A 20,447-nucleotide genomic window follows, 5' to 3' on the forward strand; every position below is an offset into this window, starting at 1 on the left:
TTATGGAGCCTGGGTTTAAGCCTAGTACAGGCGCAATTTACTCAGCGGTGGGGTGATGGGATTTGGGTGATGGGTGGATAGGTCTTTAGACATGGCCTTTGAAGGCTTTGTCGAGGATGGCGGGGAGCAGGGCATCGAGTTCGATGGCGGTTTGGGGTTGGAGGGTGCGGAGGGTGTTGATTTTGGTTTGGAGATTATCGAGGTCAGTGACAATCTCGCACTACTTCCACAAAAGAGTTTCAGGAACCAACCAAGAGCCTTAAATGACTGGCTCACTTTACTACCAGAGCTATTTTGTCGCAGGAGAATTGCGAATCATTGAAACATAAACTACGGCCAAAGTAAGACGACTCCAGTTGGGCTGGTTAAGCGTAAATGAGAGACCGCCCAAAAGGGCTAACCAACCCACTGGACCAATCACGAGGGCAATTGCTTGACTCATTCCCATATACACAGCAAAAGGCAAAGTAATACCCAGAGTGCTAGTCAGCCCTCCAAGTACGGTACTGGCCATCAGATACACACCAAACCCACTGACCTTAGCAACAGTCATAACACTACCTGTAAGTAAAAAAGCTTCTACTCTGGGGTCATTACTACTGCGCTGCGTCTCCATAATTACTTGCTCTTGTTGCTCTAGAGTCAGGCGGTCGAACATATCTTGAAAAACCTTAGCGACCACAGCTGTTTCAATTTCATGAGTTTCTAATTGTTTCCAGCGTCGTCCTTTGAGGGTGGCTAACCATTCAATACCAATGTGATCAGCTACATCAGTTACAACTTGTTTCCACGATTCATCCCAAAACAATTGCCCAATACTACCTGCCCTGAGATAGCGAATGTGATTACACAGAGTATCAACATCACTACCAAAACCAGAGGCGGTTAGTTTTCCAAGATTGTGACGATGTTTATGGGTAGTGCCTTGGACAATTTTTTTGAACTCATGCAGCGGCATAGTATGACCAAATATATGGTTTGAGATGCTTTTCTCTAATTTTTTCAACGCACACATCAACCAAACCGCATGATTCTTTAATACTAGTAGGGCTATTTCATTCTAAAAATATGAGGGCACAAAAATCGTAAGTTGTGCGACATAACAAAGCCCCAATGGCACTCAACCATCGGGGCATTTTCACAAATTTATCTACCAACCGTAACCATCCCAGAGAAGCCGTTGCCTGAGCAGCACCGTTGGCTGAGCAGAGTCGAAGCCAACATCCCCTTCGACTCCGCTCAGGGGACGCTTACAGACCAACCCTTAACGCTTCTTCGCTAGCTTCTTCTTCGGCATTTTGCGCAGACGAATCGACTCAGGCGTTACCTCAACCATCTCATCCGACGCAATATACTCCAGCGCCCGTTCTAGACCCATTTCCTGGGGTGTCTGCAACTGCACTAGCTCATCACCACTCGCTGCCCGATGGTTGGTTAGCTGCTTAGCCTTACAGATATTCAGCTCCAGATCCTGAGGCCGATTATTCTCCCCAACGATCATGCCCTTGTACACCTTAGTACCAGGCTCAATAAAGAAGATGCCGCGATCCTCAGCATTCTTCAGCGCGTAGAACGTGGCCACACCTTCCTCAAAGGCAATCAGCACACCGTTGCGGCGAGCACCCACATCACCAGACATGGGGCGATAATCCAAGAAACTATGGTTCATGATGCCCTCACCACGGGTTTGGCGCATAAACTCACCCCGGAAGCCAATCAGACCACGGGCAGGTACCACAAACTCAAGCTGGGCACGGCCATTGCCGTCCACCATCATGTCCTGCATTTCACCGCGACGTTGACCCAGGCGCTCCATACAGCCGCCCACAGCATCTTCAGGCACATCCATCACTAGCTGCTCATAGGGCTCACAGGGCTGGCCATTGACTTCACGGAAAATCACCTGCGGCTGAGACACTTGGAACTCGTAGCCCTCACGACGCATGGTTTCAATCAAAATACCCAGGTGAAGCTCACCACGACCAGATACGCCAAAGCGGTCGGGAGAATCGGTTTCTTCCACACGCAACGCTACGTTGGTTTCCAACTCGCGCATTAAGCGATCGCGAATCTGACGAGAGGTAACAAACTTACCTTCTTTACCTGCAAATGGGGAGTCATTCACAGCAAACGTCATCTGCAGCGTGGGTTCATCCACCTTAATCAGCGGCAAGGCTTGGGGGTTGTCAGCAGATGTGAGGGTTTCACCAATGTTGGCATCGGCAAAACCGGCGACTGCAACGATGTTGCCAGCGGTGGCTTCTTCAATGTCAGTGCGCTGTAGGCCTTCAAAACCCATCAGCTTCGAAATTTTAGACTTAACAATCTTGCCGTCTTCTTTGACTAGCGCAATCTGTTCACCAGCACGGATAGTCCCATTGTGAACCTTACCGATCACAATCCGCCCTAAATATTCGGAATAAGCCAGGGTAGTGACCTGCAACTGTAAAGGCTTGTCAGAATCACCGACTGGTGGTGGAACATGATGCAAAATCCCCTCAAATAGAGGCTGCATATCCTTATCTTCGTCTTCTAGCTCATTTTTGGCATAGCCAGCCAAACCAGAAGCAAACAGATAGGGGAAATCACACTGATCGTCATCAGCACCCAGCTCGATAAACAGATCCAGAACCTTGTCCACGGCACCCATGGGCTCTGCCCGTGGGCGGTCAATCTTATTCACGACCACGATGGGACGCAGACCTTTCTCCAATGCTTTTTTAAGCACAAAGCGGGTTTGAGGCATCGGCCCTTCATTCGCATCCACGATCAGGATGCAGCCATCTACCATACCGAGTACGCGCTCTACCTCACCGCCAAAGTCAGCGTGACCAGGGGTATCAATAATGTTGATCAGCGTGTCTTGATAGTGAACGGCTGTGTTCTTAGAAAGAATCGTAATACCGCGTTCACGCTCCAAGTCATTGGAGTCCATGACACAGGTGGGAACGTCTTCACCTTCCCGAAAAATACCAGACTGCTGAAGGAGAGAATCGACCAGGGTTGTTTTGCCGTGGTCTACGTGCGCGATGATTGCAACGTTACGGATGGGAAGGCTCATTGGGTTGGAACTTCCAGAACTAGCGGTGTGATGTTTCGTAAAAAACCTTAACAATTGTAGCTTAGATAGCAGCGATGTCGGTCAAAGCTATATGGATTGTCAGGAAATGGGGAATAGGGAATGGGCAGTGGGCCATGAAAATAGCCCTTATGATCTGGCCAATTCTCCATTGCAAAGTTTCTAAGCTCAGGAAATTGTTCACTCTTCTATCGAGAAATAATCAATTTCCCCATTCGTAACCTATAGGTTCCATTCTGATGTACAGACATTGCATGCAACGTCTCTCCAGAGAAAATCCCCACCTCGCAGTTCGGTTCTACTCACTACGAGGATTCAAATGGCTTTGTTAAATTGGCATTACAGCGGCAAAAGACCTAACAGCCGCTACCAGCCACGTTTTGAGTGAGGCAATCATGACTAACGAGTCTTTTAACAACACAAATTCCGAATTTATGGGTGGGGCTGCTGTACAGGGCAATTCTCTGATGCAATATGTGCAGTCTATGGAAACAGAGACAGTGGCACAGCTATCGCGTCCGGTATCAAGTGATGTTATGCAGGCAATGGAACATAACATCATTGCGATGTTGGGTGGCTTACCCTCTGAAGGATTTGATGTCTCTGTCACGACTAGCCGTGAGAATCTAGGTCGCTTGCTAGCTTCGGCCATGATGGGTGGCTATTTCCTTAAAGGCGCTGAGCAACGTCTGGCCATGGAAACCACACTGATGGGTAGCCTGGAAACTGACCTACAGGAATAACGCGGTCTAGATCGCGCAAATGCGCTCACCCATGGCAGGATCAGAAACAACAGTCAAGATTGATCCACAGTGGGTGAGGCAAAGAGAACACAATACAGCGTGCACGACAGTGCTGACGGTAAATATGGCCAAAAGCAGATGTCCTTATCCCAGGCATCTGCTTTAAGTTTTGGGGGGACTGCCAATCTAGGGCATGCGGCCCCCGCACTACGGCAAGCTTTACTGACTTGGTATGGCGAACAAGGTCGTGATTTACCCTGGCGACGCAGCCGAGATCCCTATGCCATCTGGATCTCGGAAATCATGTTGCAGCAGACCCAGGTCAAAACGGTGCTGCCTTACTATCAGCGCTGGTTAAAGTTATTTCCGACAGTGGCAGACCTGGCTAAAGCGGACCAGCAAACTGTACTTAAAGCCTGGGAAGGGCTGGGATATTACGCTCGAGCTCGCAACTTACACAAGACGGCACAACTGATTGTGAAGCAGCATGATGGCGTGTTTCCAGAGGCGTTTGAGGATGCGATCGCACTCCCCGGTATTGGCCGCACCACCGCCGGAGGCATCCTCAGTGCCGCCTACAACCAACCTGTCGCCATCCTCGATGGTAATGTGAAACGGGTGTTAGCTCGACTGGTGGCCCTCCCAAAGCCTCCAGCAAAAGCCATGAAAGAACTGTGGCAGCTATCCGAGCAAATCTTGGACCCACAGCATCCCCGCGACTTTAACCAGGCAATTATGGATCTGGGGGCCACCCTATGCACCCGTCATCGGCCATCGTGCCTGCTATGCCCATGGCAAAGCTACTGCACCGCTTACCGTCAAAATCTACAGTCTGAACTACCCATGACCGAATCTCGTGCTCCTCTGCCCCATAAGCAAATTGGTGTCGCTGTTATCCACGACAATGATGGCCGCATTCTCATTGACCGTCGTAAGCAAGAAGGCCTACTGGGAGGCCTATGGGAATTTCCTGGGGGTAAAATCGAGCCTAACGAAAGTTTTGAGGAATGCGTCACGAGGGAGATTAAAGAAGAATTAGATATTGATATTGAGGTCAACGACCGGCTAATTACGGTTGACCATGCCTATAGCCACTTTAAGGTGACGCTGAATGTCTTTAACTGTACCCACATCAGCGGTGAGCCCAAACCCATTGAATGTGATGAAATCAAGTGGGTTACCCTGGATGAAATTGATAGTTACCCGTTTCCTAAGGCGAACGGTCAAATTATTGACGCAATTAAAGAACAGGCTAAAGGATAAACAGCCCGCCATCTGAATAATGGGAAAAAGTCTCGGAGACGTTAAGAAGTACGAAGGGCAATATTGTTGTTATGTCTTCTCTAATGTCAGATAACAAGCTTTACTTTTGTATCTTGAGTTTTCCCAAGGGCGACAAGTCAGTGTACGGTGTGCAAGGGCGAAAAGTCAGTGTACGGTGTGCATTGAACAATCTACACGTTTTGAGTGTTACACCCTCCAAAAGGAGAAGAAAGAGCCCCAAAGATGCATCTCCAGGGCTCGGAATCAGGGTGCATCTACCACTCCAACATGCTCGATATATCGGGTTATATCCGGAGTTGAACGGCGACTTCACTAAGACTTCAAACAATATCCATTGTCATCAGGGTGTTAGTAAATTTTCTAGCTAACCTCTTTAAAGCAGGTTGCATTATTTACTTAGAACTGCCATGACTCTTCAATGCGTCCAGAAACCTGAACAGACTGATATTGGGCCATCCCAGAGGATACAGACATTCTTTTGTGTGTCCATAAAGGGGGTATTCGGCTTGATCTGGGGACTGAGTCTCTGGCTATCAGGGGAAGCAGCTGTTGCCCAACGCTATTGTCGGGCAGACTTGGTGGACAAGATTGATGCGATCGCAACCCGCCCCAACCTCACCCGAGCCCATCTGGGACTACTTATAGAAACCCAAGCAGCTCAGCCTTCAGAACGCCAGATCATTCTGGAACGGAATATCGACAAATGGTTTGTTCCTGCATCCACCTTAAAACTCCTGACCACTGCCGCCGCGCTCCAGCAACTAGGCCCAGACTTTCAAATCGAGACCTCAGCCCACCTCCAGCAACAGGGTGAACAGACCCATTTGTATGTCATAGGAAGAGGCGACCCTACGTTTGGCAACGACCAACTCCAGAGCCTAACGCAGCAAATTACCCAGCAGGGAATCAAAAAAATCGATCAGCTATTAGGATATGACAGCTACTTTGCTGGCCGCACTGTGCATCCCAACTGGGAATGGGAAGATGTATTGGCAGGTTATGGAGCCTCAGCCAACGGTCTGATTTTAAATGAAAATGCTTTAGGGGTGACCCTATACCCAACAGAGGTAGGCCAACCACTACGGGTGGAGTGGGCTACCCCAGAGCAGACTACTCGTTGGGAAATATACAACACTTCCAGCACCGTGGCAGCAGGCGAGCCTTTAACCGCAGACGTTGGTCGTGATTGGAGCCAACCCATTTTGCATGTCTTTGGTAACCTCAGCGTTGATGCTGGGCCAGATCCATTTGCCATTGCCATCACCCAGCCAGGGGAGCACTTTATGGAACAACTAGCGAATAGCCTGCGCCAGACCAGCACTCCAGTAGATTTAACCGCGCTGACATCCAGCTGGCCCGATCGACCAATGCCAGAGATGGCAACAGTCATATCACCGCCACTCTCTCAATGGCTGTCAACGATTAACCAAGATAGCAACAACCTCTATGCAGAGGCCTTACTCAAGTCCTTAGGAACAATCGCAGCAGAATACGACGACGCCACGCAAGCTGGCACAGAGGCTGTCAAAGAGATTTTAGAGGGCTTGGGCGTTGACTCAGACAGCTATCAAATGGTGGATGGATCAGGGTTATCGAGACACAATTTAGTCACCCCTCGCACGTTGGTTGATACACTGCAAGCGATGGCCTTCCACTCCCATAGCGAAGTCTATCGCAGGTCTCTCGCCGTTGCTGGAGAACAAGGAAACTTAATCCACCGGTTTCAGAACACCCCCGTTCAAGGAAATCTACAAGGCAAAACGGGATATGTAAGCAACAATGAATCCTTGGCTGGCTATCTTCAACCTGTAGACCATCCACCCATGGTATTTAGCATTTTCTTAAACAATGCCGATCTCTCAGCCACAGCCATGCGAGCAATCATCGATGAAATTGTGGTTAACATTGCTCAGCTATCGGACTGTTAATCGAACGATCTGGAATTTAGCACTATAAACTTGTATCTAGTTCCAATGGGACTACGCCACATTGCCTACATTATTGACTAGCGCCTCATACCATGGATCCCTTCCTCAATCAGGTGCTGTGCCAACGCTATAAAATTCGCGCTCGCCTCAGCCAAAAACCAGGACGTCGCACCTTCGTTGCCACCGACTTACAGACAGACACTACCGTTATCGTCAAGCTGCTGCTATTTGACGTTGACTTTACATGGGAAACCCTTAGACTCTTTGAACGGGAAAGTGCAGCGTTACAGTCGTTAGATCATCCGGCAATTCCCCAATACTTGGATTTTGTGGATATTGAAACAGACTTGGGCAAAGGTTTTTTACTCGTACAGACCTACATAGAGGCTAAGTCTCTACAAGACTGGATTATGACTGGTCGCACCTTTAGTGAAGAAGACCTGCACTACATTGCCCAAGAAGCACTCAACATTCTTGATTACTTGCATGATCGTAAACCAGTCGTTATTCACCGCGATATTAAGCCGAGCAATCTGTTGCTCACAGAGCGCACTGGCAACAATCCTGGACAGCTTTATCTAGTAGATTTTGGTGGCATTCAAGCACCGCAACAAGGTAGCACAATCACGATTGTGGGCACCTATGGCTATATGCCGTTGGAACAATTTGGTGGGCGAGCGGTTCCAGCTTCAGACCTGTACAGTTTAGGAGCCACACTAATCTACCTCGCTACAGGGCTACACCCCGCCAATTTACCGCAAAAAGATATGCGGTTACAGTTTGCCGATCAGGTCAGATTAAGCCCCGAATTTGTCCATTGGCTAGAATGGCTAACGGAACCTGACATTGCTAAACGGCCTCAAACAGCCGCCATTGCCCGGGAACGTTTCAATCAATCACCCACACAACCGGCCGACGGTCTTCATCCGCTCCGAGTACCACCACCCCAAAATAGCGCCATTCAGCTGAGCCAGACCCAAGAGCATTTTAATATCCAGGTACCCTCTAAAAAATTCAAACTCGAATTTCTCTTGCCAGCTGTCATCAGCAGTCGGCTAACGCAAACCTTTGGTGCTTTTGGCAATATTTTAGCAGGCGTTCTTTTAATTCTCTTAGTTGTTACTGGCTTGATCTGGCCAGCCCTCATCATTCTACTGCTTATTTATTTCCACATGAATAAACGGAGCAAACGCCACGCAATTTACTCCATAACATTTGAGAAGTCGATTCAAGGCACCCTGATCTCGTTAACAGAGATTCATGGAAACAGAGAGAGAGTGTTGTTTAAGCAATCCTTAACTCACATGACGGCAGGTCCTGACAAAATTCCTCAGTATAAAATTAAATTGAGAAGCGAAGGGCCATTTCACACCATTCGCATTAATGGTAGCTATCAAGAAATTCGTTGGCTCTGTGATGAACTAGACAGTTGGGCTCAAATCCCAATTACCTATGAATCCTACAATGAAGAAGTTTAATACTGGTAGTGCATGGTGCGTGGTGCGCGATGAAAAAGCTTGAAAACCCAAAGCTACTGGGTAGGCTCCTCCATTTCTTCTAGTTTGGTCTCCAACACCGATACTCGCTGTTGCAATTCGATAACCAAAACTGCCAGGGTATCAAACTGCTGATCAAAGGATGGTGTTTCAGGGCTGGGCGGACGGTCAATGGGAGCGGGCCTACTGTTGCCAGCGCGAGGGAGTTGAGACTGAAGGCGGTTGACCTGGGATTGGAGCGATCGCAACTGTGACTCCAGCCGGTTAATCCGAGGATCTGAAAGGGAAAGCGATGCCTCCACTGGCTGTAGCCAAAGACTGAGAAATAAAGCCAACAATAAACAGAAACAAGTCAACGGTTTTAGAGCACACTTCATAATTCATCAGTGGTTAACCTGATGTCATTCTAGCTATCGTTTTTTCTTTTGTTAGGAACAAGCACTACCTATCTTACAAATCTCTCCCAAGAAAACAAGCTAACGACTCATCTTTTCCTAAGACAACAATCTCCTTTAGATACGAGAATTCCTTGGGAATCGAAGCTTAAAAAGCAATTGCCATAAATCAATACAACCTGATGTAGCAACACCCCAAAATACGGTTCAATCGTACTAAAGCAACAAAATCAATCAACGTCCAAAACTCAGAAAAAAGCTCCTATCTTATAGCAATCTACTGAATGCCATAAGATAGGAGCACTCTATCATCACTTCAATAACAAGAGTTACTAACCAGGTCTAGTAATCTCGTTTAAGTTAAGATCTTTCAAATCAGGCAGTTCAATTTCTTATGGCGAATGAGAACATTACTCGATGAGTAATGTTCAGCTAGTCAGGGAAGGAACCGCTATCGCCACAGGAGTTGCCTCGCCTGAGGCCAGATCAAGGGGAAAATTATGGGCGTTACGCTCATGCATCACTTCCATACCCAGATTGGCACGATTAATAACATCAGCCCAAGTGCTGATGACACGTCCCTGGGAATCAAGGATGCTCTGATTAAAGTTAAATCCATTGAGATTGAAGGCCATGGTACTGATACCCAGAGCCGTAAACCAAATGCCTATGACGGGCCAAGCCGCCATAAAAAAGTGCAGAGAACGACTATTAGCATCTACACCCAAGAGAATCTCATTCGTGCGTCCGACTAAGCGACCAAAGTAACCATGGGCGGCCACAATATTGTAAGTCTCTTCTTCTTGCCCAAACTTATAGCCATAGTTCTGAGACTCGATTTCAGTGGTTTCTCTCACCAAGGAAGAGGTTACCAGAGAACCGTGCATGGAACTGATCAGTGCTCCGCCAAATACGCCTGCTACCCCCATCATATGAAATGGATGCATCAGGATATTGTGTTCTGCCTGGAACACCAGCATGAAGTTGAAGGTACCGGAAATACCTAGGGGCATGCCATCGGAAAAACTCCCCTGACCAATGGGATAAATCAAAAACACTGCGGTAGCTGCAGCCACCGGAGCAGAGTAGGCGACACAAATCCAAGGGCGCATACCCAGACGATAGGACAGCTCCCACTCACGACCCATATAAGCGAAAATGCCAATAAGAAAATGAAAGATGACTAGTTGGTAAGGCCCCCCATTGTATAACCACTCATCAAGGGAAGCGGCTTCCCAAATGGGATAGAAGTGTAAACCAATCGCATTGGAAGAGGGCACTACAGCCCCAGAAATAATGTTATTGCCCAACAGCAATGAACCTGCTACAGGTTCACGGATACCGTCAATGTCAACGGGAGGGGCTGCAATAAATGCAAGCACAAAACAGGCTGTGGCTGCCAATAGAGTGGGAATCATTAAAACACCAAACCATCCCACGTAAAGACGATTTTCTGTACTGGTTATCCAGTTACAAAACTGCTGCCACGGACCGGATTGGTTTCGTCTCTGCAAAGTTGTTGTCATAAGTCTGACGAAAAGACGACAAGGTTAAGCTAAATTAACTAACCAAATAGTTAAACTAACTTGTTAGTTAATTTAAAGGCGCTAACTAAATCTGTCAATAACTTTTTAACTGGTTAGTTAACTCAGGTATTGAAACCGGTCAATATGCCTCGGAGTGGCGTTGTATCCTGGAGGTAAGAATCCTCTATCTGCGAAGCCTGTAGTGAAGTCGTCAGCCAAGTCAAAACGCTCATCGGCAAAGCGGCAAAGCCGTAACCCGGAAGCCACCAAAGCAAAAATTTTAGATGCGGCCGAAGAGGAATTTGCACGTCATGGGCTAGCAGGGGCACGAACGGAGCCGATCGCTGCCAACATCGGTTGCACCAAGGCGATGATTCACTATTATTTTGGTACGAAGGAAGAGTTGTACCAGGCAGTGTTAGAGCGCTATGCGGCTACTTTTTTGGTGGCTGTTGAGACCTTAAATTTAGAGAATCTATCGCCACCGGATGTTTTGAGGACATTCCTGCGGGCGGCTGTAGCCCATGAAGTTAACAACCCTTATCAGGGCAAGGTACTGCTCCATGAGGCCATGGGTAATGAAGGTAGGTATTTTAAGCTCACGGGTTGGGAAGTGCCCATTAACCTGGGGGTGAGTTTTTTACAAAAAGGGATGGATGAAGGCTATTTTCGCCCCCTGGACCCCTGGTTAACGATGATTCACATCATGGGAACAATGACTTTTTACTTTAATGCGGAGAACAATCTGAGAAACTTAGTGCCAGAAAGTGAATGGCGAGCACCCCAGGCGATAGAAGCCTACGCAGAGTCTGCGATCGCATTTATTCTAGCTGGCGTGCTCAAACACTCTCAGGCCAACGGGTAGCCCCATAATACCCATGGTTTAGTGAGGTGGGTGTTTGTTGGCAATCCCCCATAGGTGGACAGCTGCTCTGTGCAAAACAACAACCCCCAAAATGTAGTCAACGAGGAATAATAGAACATATCGGGGTTTGCCCTGACTTGGAGCCATTACTTGTTCTATCCCCATGAGATATCTTGTCGCTGCTTTTTGCGATCGCACCCATGCCGAAGAAGCCTATGCCAGGCTAGAGTCCAGCAACTTTTCCATGGACGATGTCTCTATTCTTGGTGAGGGGTGTCCGACCACTGACGAGTTTGGCCTGCAAAATCCTAAAGAAGCCGCCTGGACTCAGGTACGACGCATGGCCACCTGGCTAGTCCCCTTTGGGTTTGGCGGAGGCTTTGTCTTTGATGCTATTACAGGTCTGAATACCTTTGAGTGGACAGGCACCTTAGGCAATCAGCTTTTAGGAGGTCTGCTAGGCGCTGGGTCTGGACTAATGGGCAGCTTCTTTATTTGTGGTGGTCCTGCGTTGCTGTTTAACAATAACGAAACACCTTATCGCGATCGCATTGATGCTGGAGAATATTTAGTCGTCGTTAGTGGCGGTGAAAGCATCATCACCCAAGCTGCCCGTATTTTGCAGGCTCTGGATCCAGAAACCATCGAAGCCCGTTAAACAGAGGATCTCATGGCATTACCTTGCAGGAAAAACTCCATCAGGGTTATCCCAAATGCCCATAACACCGATTAGAATCCTCTAGAACAAGCCCCTGTAATTTCTACCCCCACACTCATCAAAAATCGAACTAACATTATATAGACAAGTCGGAATAATTCCGGGAAGTTAGTTTTTCTGAGAATTCTGTCACACTTAATTTTTTTCAAAGCAACCTATGACTTCTAAGGCAACTACCAGTGCTCCCGCTGTAGCAACCAACCCTTTTCTGACTGGCCATGGTCTCCCTCCATTTGATCAGTTTCAGCCCGATCAAGTAGAACCCGCGATCCAGCAGTTGATTGGCGAACTCACCACAGCCTTGGAGTCATTGGAAAAAACCATGAGCCCCACCTGGGAAGGATTAGCCAAACCGCTAACTAAAATCAGTGAGCGGCTGGGTTGGACTTGGGGTGTTTTAGGGCACTTAATGGGCGTTAAAAACAGCCCTAAACTCCGAGCCGCCTATGAAGCTGTGCAGCCTGCTTTAGTACAGTTTGCCACCCGCTTAAGCCAGAGCAAAGCCTTCTACACCGGTTTCAAACAGCTGGCCCAAGACACCAACCTCAGCCCTGCACAAAAACGCATTGTGGAAGCAGCCATCCGCGATGCTGAACTTTCAGGTGTGGGTCTAGAAGGTGACGCTAAGGAAACCTTCAACCAAATTCAACAACAGCTGGCGGAGCTATCAACCCAGTTTTCGAACCATGTGCTAGATGCCACCAAAGCCTTTAGCTTAACCTTAACAACCCAGGAAGACATTGCTGGCTTGCCCTCTAGTTTGTTAAGTCTAGCGGCTCAGGCAGCCCGCGATGCTGGAGAGGAATCGGCTACCGCAGAAGCAGGCCCCTGGCGAATTACCCTGGATATTCCCAGCTATGGTCCCTTTATGAAGCACAGCCAGCGTCGTGACCTGAGGGAAAAAGTTTACCGCGCCTACATCAGCCGTGCGTCCTCTGGTGATCTCAATAACTCACCCCTGATTGATAAAACCCTGGTCCTCAGAAAACAGCAGGCTAATCTCCTTGGCTTTGATTCCTACGCCAATCTCAGCGTTGCCAGAAAAATGGCCTCCTCAGTCAATGCAGTGGAGGAGCTGATGGAAGAACTGCGCAGTGCCAGCTATGACGCTGCTGTTAAAGAGTTACAAGATCTCAAAGTCTTTGCGCTAGCGCACAACGCATCGACAACTAACGACTTGAAACAGTGGGATATCCCCTTCTGGGCAGAACGCATGCGGGAACAAGAGTTTGATCTTAACGACGAAGCGCTCAGACCCTATTTCCCATTACCTCAGGTACTCAACGGTTTGTTTGAGTTAGCCCATCGCCTCTTTGGTGTGACAATTCAGGCCGTCGATGGGGAGGCTCCCGTTTGGCATCAAGATGTGCGCTACTTTGCCATTGCCGATGGCAACGGTGCACCCATTGCCTATTTCTATCTTGACCCCTACAGTCGACCCGCTGAAAAACGCGGCGGTGCCTGGATGGATGAATGCATTGTGCGTGCCCATACAGAGCCTAAACTACCCGTGCGTCTACCGGTGGCCTATCTTGTCTGCAACCAGTCACCCCCCATTGATGGCAAACCCAGCCTGATGACCTTCCGAGAAGTAGAAACCCTGTTTCATGAGTTTGGACACGGGCTACAGCATATGCTGACCCAGGTCGACTATCCAGGGGCTGCGGGCATTAACAATGTGGAGTGGGACGCGGTCGAACTGCCCAGTCAGTTTATGGAAAACTGGTGCTACGACCGTAATACCCTATTCAAAATGGCACGGCACTTTGAGACTGGCGAGCCTTTGCCTGAAGCCGATTACCAGAAGCTACTAGCTGCCCGCAACTTTATGACCGGCAATGCCATTCTGCGCCAGGTGAATTTTGGTTGGCTCGACATTGAACTGCATTCTCGTTATCAGCCTGATGGGGCAGAGACCATCTGGGATGTGCGGGATCGACTGGCCAAAAAAACTACGGTGCTGCCACCCTTAGCTGAGGATGCGTTTTTATGCAGCTTTGGCCATATCTTTGCCGGTGGTTATGCGGCAGGCTATTACAGTTACTTCTGGGCCGAGGTACTCAGCGCCGATGCCTTTGCAGCGTTTGAGGAGGTGGGCATTGATAACGAAAGTGCTGTGCAGGAAACTGGTAAGCGTTTCCGCGATACGGTGCTGGCTTTGGGCGGCAGCCGTCATCCCATGGAGGTATTCCAGGCATTTCGCGGACGTGAGCCTAGCACGGACGCGCTGTTGAGACACCGGGGATTGAAGGCAGCATAAACCATCAGGAGGTTGGGAAATGTCCATCCTCCTAAATTATGTACCTGAGAAATTTGCAGGATTTTCTTCGTTCTAGACCCATTCCACCACTAGACTATAGGCAACTGGATTGGGCATACCTTCCTTGACGGACACTGAACAGGCTACAAGCACTGCATCATTTTCGCGCAGGGAACTGCGCGAACTGGTGCGATCGCAACTTCAGGCTCTCCTAGAACAGAACAATTACCAAGGGGCAAAAGCATTACTGGTCCCTGTACAGCCTGCGGATATCGCTGAAGCTATCGAAGGATTGCCTGATACGATGCAGGCCCTTGCCTTCCGCCTACTGTCTAAGGCTGAAGCCATTGAAGTCTATGAAAATCTAGATTCCAGCATTCAGCAAACCCTGGTTGAAGACTTTAAGCGCCAGGACGTCATCGACATTGTGGACAAGATGTCGCCTGACGACCGGGCGCGCCTCTTTGATGAACTCCCCGCCAAGGTGGTACGACAATTGCTGCAACAGCTGAGTGCACAGGAACGCGAAGCCACAGCCCTGTTATTGGGTTATGAGGCAGGCACAGCTGGGCGGGCCATGACCCCCGAATACATCGCCCTAAAAGAAAACTGGACGGTGGAACGGGCACTCAATCACATTCGCAAACTGGCCAGTGCTAGTGAAACGGTGTACTACCTGTATGTCACCGACAGAGCCCGTCGTCTCACAGGTATCTTGTCACTGCGAATTTTAGTGACCGGTCAACCCGATCAAACCATTGGAGAGCTGATGACCCGCGAAGTGGTTTCAGTGCAAACAGGTGTGGACCAAGAAGAAGTCGCCAGGTTGATTCAACGCTACGACTTTTTGGCAGTGCCCGTTGTCGATACTGAGGAACGGCTGGTGGGCATCATCACCGTTGATGACGTGATCGATATCCTCGAAGAAGAAGCCACCAAGGACATTTATGCCTTGGGCGGTGTTCAATCTGGCGGTGATAACTACTTTCAGACCAACCTGCTAACGGTCGCTCGTAAGCGCGTTGTATGGCTCTCAGTACTGCTGGTGGCCAATACCTTTACCGCTGCCGTGATCAGAAGCCAGGAAAGTTTGATTCAACAGGTGGCAATCTTAGCCTCATTTATCCCGCTACTGATCGGTACCGGGGGTAACGTAGGCGCTCAGTCATCCACCGTGGTGATCCGTGGTTTGAACACCGATGAGCTTAAGCTACGAGAGGCGTTCCAGGTGATTCGTAGAGAAGCGATCGCAGGTGCTTTCCTGGGTCTCATGCTGGCCCTAGTCGTCACCGGAGTGCTATACATCCTGCCTGTTATCAATGTAGGCGTAGCCCTCACCGTAGGCCTGAGCCTGATCGCAATTTCCGTCCTGGCATCCAGCGCCGGAGCAGCTCTACCCATTCTGTTCCAAAGCTTAGGCTTTGACCCTGCGCTGATGTCAGCCCCATTTATTACCACCGTCGTAGATGTATTTGGAGTCTTTATCTACTTAACGCTGGCAAGACAAGTGCTCCAGCTGTAGTGGTTGGTGAACAATAGGGCATAGGATGCCAACATCTGTAGCAAAAAGCTAAAACGCTTGAATCTTGGCGCTCAGTGAACTACTGCCTATTCCCTCAATTGGCTACCACGTATAACCGATCCCCGGACCGATCACAGCATTTGCCACAATAATTTAGGATATATATGGTGATAAGTGACACTGCGAAACATTCCAGTTTTCTGAAACAGGCCCTACCTAATCAGCTTATTTGACTGAAATAGACCGCTACGACTACAACCGAGACGTCAGCCCGTGCTAAAAAATTTCCAGCAAGGTTTGAAGAATGACCTGATTGCAGGTCTTCTGGTGATTATTCCCCTAGCCACAACGATTTGGCTAACCATTACCGTAGCCAGCTGGGTAATTCGTGCGCTGACCAAATTTCCCAAGCAGTTAAACCCTTTTGTTGATTTACACCCAGCTCTAGTAGCCCTCTTTAATTTAGGCGTTGGATTTGCGGTACCTTTACTAGCCATCTTGCTCATTGGTCTGATGGCTCGCAATATTGCTGGTCGTTGGCTATTAGATCTTGGCGAGCGCATCCTCCAATCTATTCCCTTGGCTGGCTCAGTTTATAAAACTCTGAAACAGCTACTTGAGACTGTCTTAAAAGACACCAAAAGTCAGTTTAGCCGTGTGGTGTTGGTGGAATATCCCCGTCGAGGCATCTGGGCCATTGCCTTTGTCACCAGCTCCGTCACATCCATGAATCCTGATTCCAAGATGCTGAGTGTGTTTGTGCCCACTACGCCTAATCCCACCAGTGGCTGGTATGCAGTTGTTCCCGAGGCTGATGTGGTTAACCTCAGTATCTCTATTGAAGAAGCGTTCAAAGTTTTGCTATCAGGCGGTATTGTTGGGCCAAATCTAGCTGAGGCCTTGGTAGCAAAAGATTCAGACAGACCCCAACTACCTGCTGGAGACGGAGAGGCCTTACCATTCGACTCGTCCACATCCCAACAGGCTGAGTCCGAAACAGCTGAATCCCCTGAAACCAGAGTTGAACTCGTTAATATTGATCAACAAGGATAGCCTCGTATATCCGCGCCGCCCACACACTGGCTGATAAGATATCTGAGCTAGACCACCCATTCCCAAACGCCATGCAATCCCGTCGTATTGCCCGTGAGCTTGCCCTCCTTGGCATGAGTCAGCTTACGGACGATCCAAAACGTAGTAAGCAAACTTCTGGCCCATCTGTTGACACATTGTTGACCGAAGCCATTCGCACCCTCACAGCCGAGGTGAAAGAAACCCTAGAAGCAGCATCGGCAGAACTGGTGCGGGGTAACCGCCAATTGCTCGATAGCGAAACTCGCTCTGGCGATCTTCGCAGTGCCCAAGAAACGGTCAAGGGTGCCATTGAACAGGTGCAAACTGCTATTAACCGGCTTGGGGCTGCCACAGAACTACCAGAATTTGTGCAACTGGCAGGTCGTAAAGATATTCAGGATTACTCCCAAAGGATTATCACCCAACTCACCCAGCATCGTGATGACATTGACCAGCAGCTAGACAGTGCCATGGTGGGGTGGAACTTAAAACGTTTGGCTCGGGTGGATCGCGATATTCTCAGGATTGCTCTCACCGAGATTTTGTATCTGGCAGTGGATAAACGAATTGCGATCGATGAAGCCATCGAAATCGCCAAACGATACAGTGATGAGGAAGGCTACCGGTTTATCAATGGTGTTATGCGTCGAGTGACAGATCAGCTAGCAAGCCAAAAACTGGATGCCAGATCAACACCTCTGAAATTATCGAAAGTGGCATCAGAGAGCAGCCCTGACCCTACGCCTTCTGATGATGAACCTTAAGTTTGCAGCCAAATTTCAAATTTATAACAGGCCTGATTGTTACATCAGTGGGTGATGCCCACTCTACACGTTGAACATTGCCCATTCATTGACCTATGTCTTCATTTAATTGGTTTCGCCGTGGCTATGACGAGTCCTCTGAAACAGAGGATGCCAAAACAGATGAAACAACAAATGATTCAACATCTGCGGAGGCTGCCGCAGACGACAGTGATGCACCTGCCAGTGCTGAAGACTATTTAGCTTGGGCCAAGGCCGCTTACCAAAATATTCAGCAGCAACAGGCAACCGTTGAGGAACCTGAAGCAGCACCGGAACCCGAGCCTGAGCCCGTGGCATCGGAACCAGAATCCGAACCGGAGCCAGCAGTTGAGGCTCCAGTAGGGAGTAAAGCCGCTGCACCAGCGGCAGAAACTCCGGTCTCTACAGACGTGTCCACAGAGATTTCTACGCCGGAAGAAACTCCTGCAATCACTGAGCAAGAGGAAGCAGAGGAAGCATTAACAGAAGTTACCCCCTCCGTTGCTGCTCCCTTCTGGGCCAAAGCAGCCGAGGCGGAACGAGAAGCACGCTTGGCCAAACTAAAGGAAACTGCCATCGTTGAGCCTGAGCCAGAACCGGAATCTGAGCCAGAACCAGAACCGCCAATGGTGATGCCCGATGTCGATTTGGACGAGGCATTTCTTTGGTCAGCCGAGGTTTTAGCATCCCAAGGGCGACGTCCGGATGACATATCCCTTGAAGAAATCACCTGGCTTAACCAGTTACGTCAAGGGCTAGGCAAAACTCGACGGGGCCTGGTCAATCAGCTGAAAGCAGTTGTGGGGCAGGGACCGCTTAATGAAGATGCCATCTACGAAATTGAGGCCTTGTTGCTGCAAGCTGATGTCGGCGTAGAAGCCACCGATCAGATTATCGAAGCTCTCCAATCCAAAATGCGTGAGGCGACCTTACCGCCTGAAGCCGCCATTCGCTATCTTAAAAAGCTGCTGCGACAGATGCTGGATAGTCCGCTTGAGGGAAATCACAACTTACTGTTTGTGCCCGAAGGTGAACAGCTCAACATTTGGTTGATAGTGGGTGTCAATGGAGCCGGTAAAACCACGACCATCGGTAAGCTCACCCACATTGCGAAAAAATCTGGCTATAACTGCCTGATTGCAGCAGCGGATACCTTCCGCGCAGCTGCCGTGGAGCAGGTCAAAGTTTGGGGAGCCCGCAGCGAGGTCGACGTCATTGCTAATCCAGGGCAAAACACTGACCCAGCTGCCGTCGTGTTTGACGCCATTGCCGCTGCCCAATCACGCAATACAGAGCTACTCCTGGTGGATACCGCAGGCCGTCTACAAAATAAAAAGAATTTGATGGATGAGCTCAACAAAATCCGACGCATTGTCGATAAGAAAGCATCGGACGCCAATGTAGAAGCACTGCTAGTGCTAGATGCCACCCTGGGGCAGAACGGTGTCAGACAGGCTAAGGTCTTTTCAGAAGCGGCCAATCTTAGCGGCGTAGTGCTGACAAAATTGGATGGTACTGCCAAGGGTGGAGTGGCCCTGGCGGTGGTGCAGCAACTAGGCCTACCGATTCGGTTTATTGGTGCCGGCGAAGGGATTGAGGATTTAAGACCGTTCTCTAGCTATGAGTTTGTCGAAGCATTATTAAGCGGGTAGGTTGGGTTGAGATACCATTGGGTGTTGGGTTTCGCAAAGCTCTACCCAACCTACGGGAATTTTTCATTTCACCATAAATGCCGGTTTATTTCTTTTGGGGTGCCGATGAGTTTCGGATGAAAAAGGCGGTACGCGCATTGTGCGATCGCAACCTCAACCCTGACTGGGCTAGCTTTAACTACGAAAAAATCCCACCGGAGCAGTCCGACGCCATTATCCAGGGGTTAAATCAGGCCATGACACCCCCCTTTGGCATGGGTAAACGGGTGGTGTGGCTAGTTGATACCCCCGTTTGTCAGCGATGTTCTGCCGACCTTGTGGCTGAACTAGAGCGGACGCTGCCCAAAATTCCTGATAGCGCCATCCTGCTGCTGACCAGTAGCAATAAACCTGATGGACGCTTAAAGTCCACCAAACTCATCAAAAAATACGCTGATATCCGCGAGTTTGACACCATCCCGCCGTGGAAGACGGACCAGATTGAACATCAGGTATATCAGGTTGCTAAAGATGTGGGACTGCAACTCACTCCCCAGGCAGCTGCCCTACTGGGAGAAGCGATTGGTGCCGACACTCGCCGTCTTTATAACGAACTGGAAAAACTCAAAACCTATTGGCCCCAACCGAAACAGGCACTGCCACCCGAAGCGGTTCATGCCCTCGTGGCCACTAGCACCCAAAGCAGTCTGCAGTTAGCGGCAGCCCTGCGCCAGGGCCAAACAGACCGAGCCCTTACCCTAATTACCGAACTACTAACGCGCAATGAGCCCGCTTTGCGTATCGTCGCCACCCTGGTAGGGCAGTTTCGCACCTGGCTATGGGTCAAACTTATGACCGAATCCGGTGAACGGGATACCCGAGCCATTGCCCAAGCGGCAGATGTCGGCAATCCTAAACGTATTTATTTTTTACAAAAAGAAATACATGGCATCTCGTCCTTACAATTGCAAAATGCCCTGAAACTGCTACTATCCCTTGAATATTCCCTTAAACAGGGAGCGCCAGAAACTGTAACATTACATACCAAAGTCATCGAACTAGCACATTGCTTCAAGCCGGTCTAAAGGCTTACCATGCAGTACCCATGTTTTATTCACTAGAATTGGTCAAATCTTGCTAG

17 protein-coding genes are annotated in these 20,447 nt (G+C 49.2%); 13 read left to right on the forward strand and 4 right to left on the reverse strand.

The window, feature by feature from the left end:
- The first annotated feature begins 91 nt into the window (after window positions 1–91).
- Window positions 92–322, forward strand: coding sequence for a hypothetical protein (locus tag QGP82_RS18970; protein ID WP_499060682.1), 231 nt, complete (start codon window positions 92–94; stop codon window positions 320–322).
- On the opposite strand, the gene QGP82_RS18975 is transcribed toward QGP82_RS18970, so the two are convergent.
- Both QGP82_RS18975 and typA read right to left on the reverse strand, forming a co-directional pair.
- Window positions 290–958 carry a hypothetical protein gene (locus QGP82_RS18975; protein WP_499060683.1) on the reverse strand — a complete coding sequence of 223 codons (669 nt, stop codon included), beginning with the start codon at window positions 956–958 and terminating at the stop codon, window positions 290–292. The two genes, QGP82_RS18970 and QGP82_RS18975, sit on opposite strands and share 33 nt — an antisense overlap.
- Before the next feature lie 306 nt (window positions 959–1,264).
- Window positions 1,265–3,061 carry a translational GTPase TypA gene (gene typA, locus QGP82_RS18980; protein WP_163666517.1) on the reverse strand — a complete coding sequence of 599 codons (1,797 nt, stop codon included), beginning with the start codon at window positions 3,059–3,061 and terminating at the stop codon, window positions 1,265–1,267.
- 413 nt (window positions 3,062–3,474) lie between these two features.
- Between typA and QGP82_RS18985 the strand changes: the two genes are divergently transcribed.
- The 4 genes from QGP82_RS18985 (at window position 3,475) to QGP82_RS19000 (ending at window position 8,512) form a co-directional block, all read left to right on the forward strand.
- Window positions 3,475–3,822, forward strand: a complete 348-nt coding sequence (locus QGP82_RS18985) for a DUF760 domain-containing protein (protein WP_163666515.1) — start codon at window positions 3,475–3,477, stop codon at window positions 3,820–3,822.
- Window positions 3,823–3,891: 69 nt separating this feature from the next.
- Window positions 3,892–5,085, forward strand: a complete 1,194-nt coding sequence (gene mutY / locus QGP82_RS18990; protein ID WP_499060684.1) for an A/G-specific adenine glycosylase — start codon at window positions 3,892–3,894, stop codon at window positions 5,083–5,085.
- 428 nt (window positions 5,086–5,513) lie between these two features.
- Window positions 5,514–7,034, forward strand: a complete 1,521-nt coding sequence (gene dacB / locus QGP82_RS18995) for a D-alanyl-D-alanine carboxypeptidase/D-alanyl-D-alanine endopeptidase (protein ID WP_499060685.1) — start codon at window positions 5,514–5,516, stop codon at window positions 7,032–7,034.
- Between the two features lie 92 nt (window positions 7,035–7,126).
- Window positions 7,127–8,512: a serine/threonine protein kinase gene (locus QGP82_RS19000; protein WP_499060686.1), complete on the forward strand. Its 1,386-nt coding sequence runs from the start codon at window positions 7,127–7,129 to the stop codon at window positions 8,510–8,512.
- Window positions 8,513–8,565: 53 nt separating this feature from the next.
- Here the strand turns inward: QGP82_RS19000 and QGP82_RS19005 are convergent, their stop codons facing one another.
- The gene (locus QGP82_RS19005) at window positions 8,566–8,907 is read right to left on the reverse strand and encodes a hypothetical protein (RefSeq protein ID WP_499060687.1); all 342 of its coding nucleotides are present in this window, start codon (window positions 8,905–8,907) and stop codon (window positions 8,566–8,568) included.
- 446 nt (window positions 8,908–9,353) lie between these two features.
- The gene (gene psbA, locus QGP82_RS19010; protein ID WP_499060688.1) at window positions 9,354–10,451 is read right to left on the reverse strand and encodes a photosystem II q(b) protein; all 1,098 of its coding nucleotides are present in this window, start codon (window positions 10,449–10,451) and stop codon (window positions 9,354–9,356) included.
- Between the two features lie 202 nt (window positions 10,452–10,653).
- Between psbA and QGP82_RS19015 the strand changes: the two genes are divergently transcribed.
- From QGP82_RS19015 to holA, 8 genes are all read left to right on the forward strand, one after another.
- On the forward strand, window positions 10,654–11,316 hold the full coding sequence (locus QGP82_RS19015) for a TetR/AcrR family transcriptional regulator (RefSeq protein WP_499060689.1): 663 nt from the start codon (window positions 10,654–10,656) through the stop codon (window positions 11,314–11,316).
- A 163-nt stretch (window positions 11,317–11,479) separates the two neighbouring features.
- On the forward strand, window positions 11,480–11,974 hold the full coding sequence (locus tag QGP82_RS19020; RefSeq protein ID WP_499060690.1) for a hypothetical protein: 495 nt from the start codon (window positions 11,480–11,482) through the stop codon (window positions 11,972–11,974).
- 217 nt (window positions 11,975–12,191) lie between these two features.
- Complete coding sequence (locus QGP82_RS19025; protein ID WP_499060691.1) at window positions 12,192–14,294, forward strand: M3 family metallopeptidase; 2,103 nt, start codon at window positions 12,192–12,194, stop codon at window positions 14,292–14,294.
- A gap of 124 nt (window positions 14,295–14,418) precedes the next feature.
- The gene (gene mgtE / locus QGP82_RS19030; RefSeq protein WP_163701514.1) at window positions 14,419–15,816 is read left to right on the forward strand and encodes a magnesium transporter; all 1,398 of its coding nucleotides are present in this window, start codon (window positions 14,419–14,421) and stop codon (window positions 15,814–15,816) included.
- Between the two features lie 273 nt (window positions 15,817–16,089).
- Entirely contained in the window at window positions 16,090–16,869 is a 780-nt protein-coding gene (locus QGP82_RS19035; protein WP_163666499.1) for a DUF502 domain-containing protein, read from the forward strand.
- A 71-nt stretch (window positions 16,870–16,940) separates the two neighbouring features.
- Window positions 16,941–17,654, forward strand: a complete 714-nt coding sequence (nusB, locus tag QGP82_RS19040) for a transcription antitermination factor NusB (protein ID WP_163666497.1) — start codon at window positions 16,941–16,943, stop codon at window positions 17,652–17,654.
- A 95-nt stretch (window positions 17,655–17,749) separates the two neighbouring features.
- A complete protein-coding gene (gene ftsY / locus QGP82_RS19045; protein ID WP_499060693.1) occupies window positions 17,750–19,327 on the forward strand; it encodes a signal recognition particle-docking protein FtsY in 1,578 nt (525 codons plus the stop codon).
- 77 nt (window positions 19,328–19,404) lie between these two features.
- Entirely contained in the window at window positions 19,405–20,391 is a 987-nt protein-coding gene (gene holA, locus QGP82_RS19050; protein WP_499060694.1) for a DNA polymerase III subunit delta, read from the forward strand.
- The last annotated feature ends 56 nt before the right edge of the window (window positions 20,392–20,447 follow it).

Origin of the sequence: Leptothoe sp. LEGE 181152, from assembly GCF_032906605.1 — a bacterium.
GTDB classification, from domain to species: domain Bacteria; phylum Cyanobacteriota; class Cyanobacteriia; order Phormidesmidales; family Phormidesmidaceae; genus Leptothoe; species Leptothoe turfae.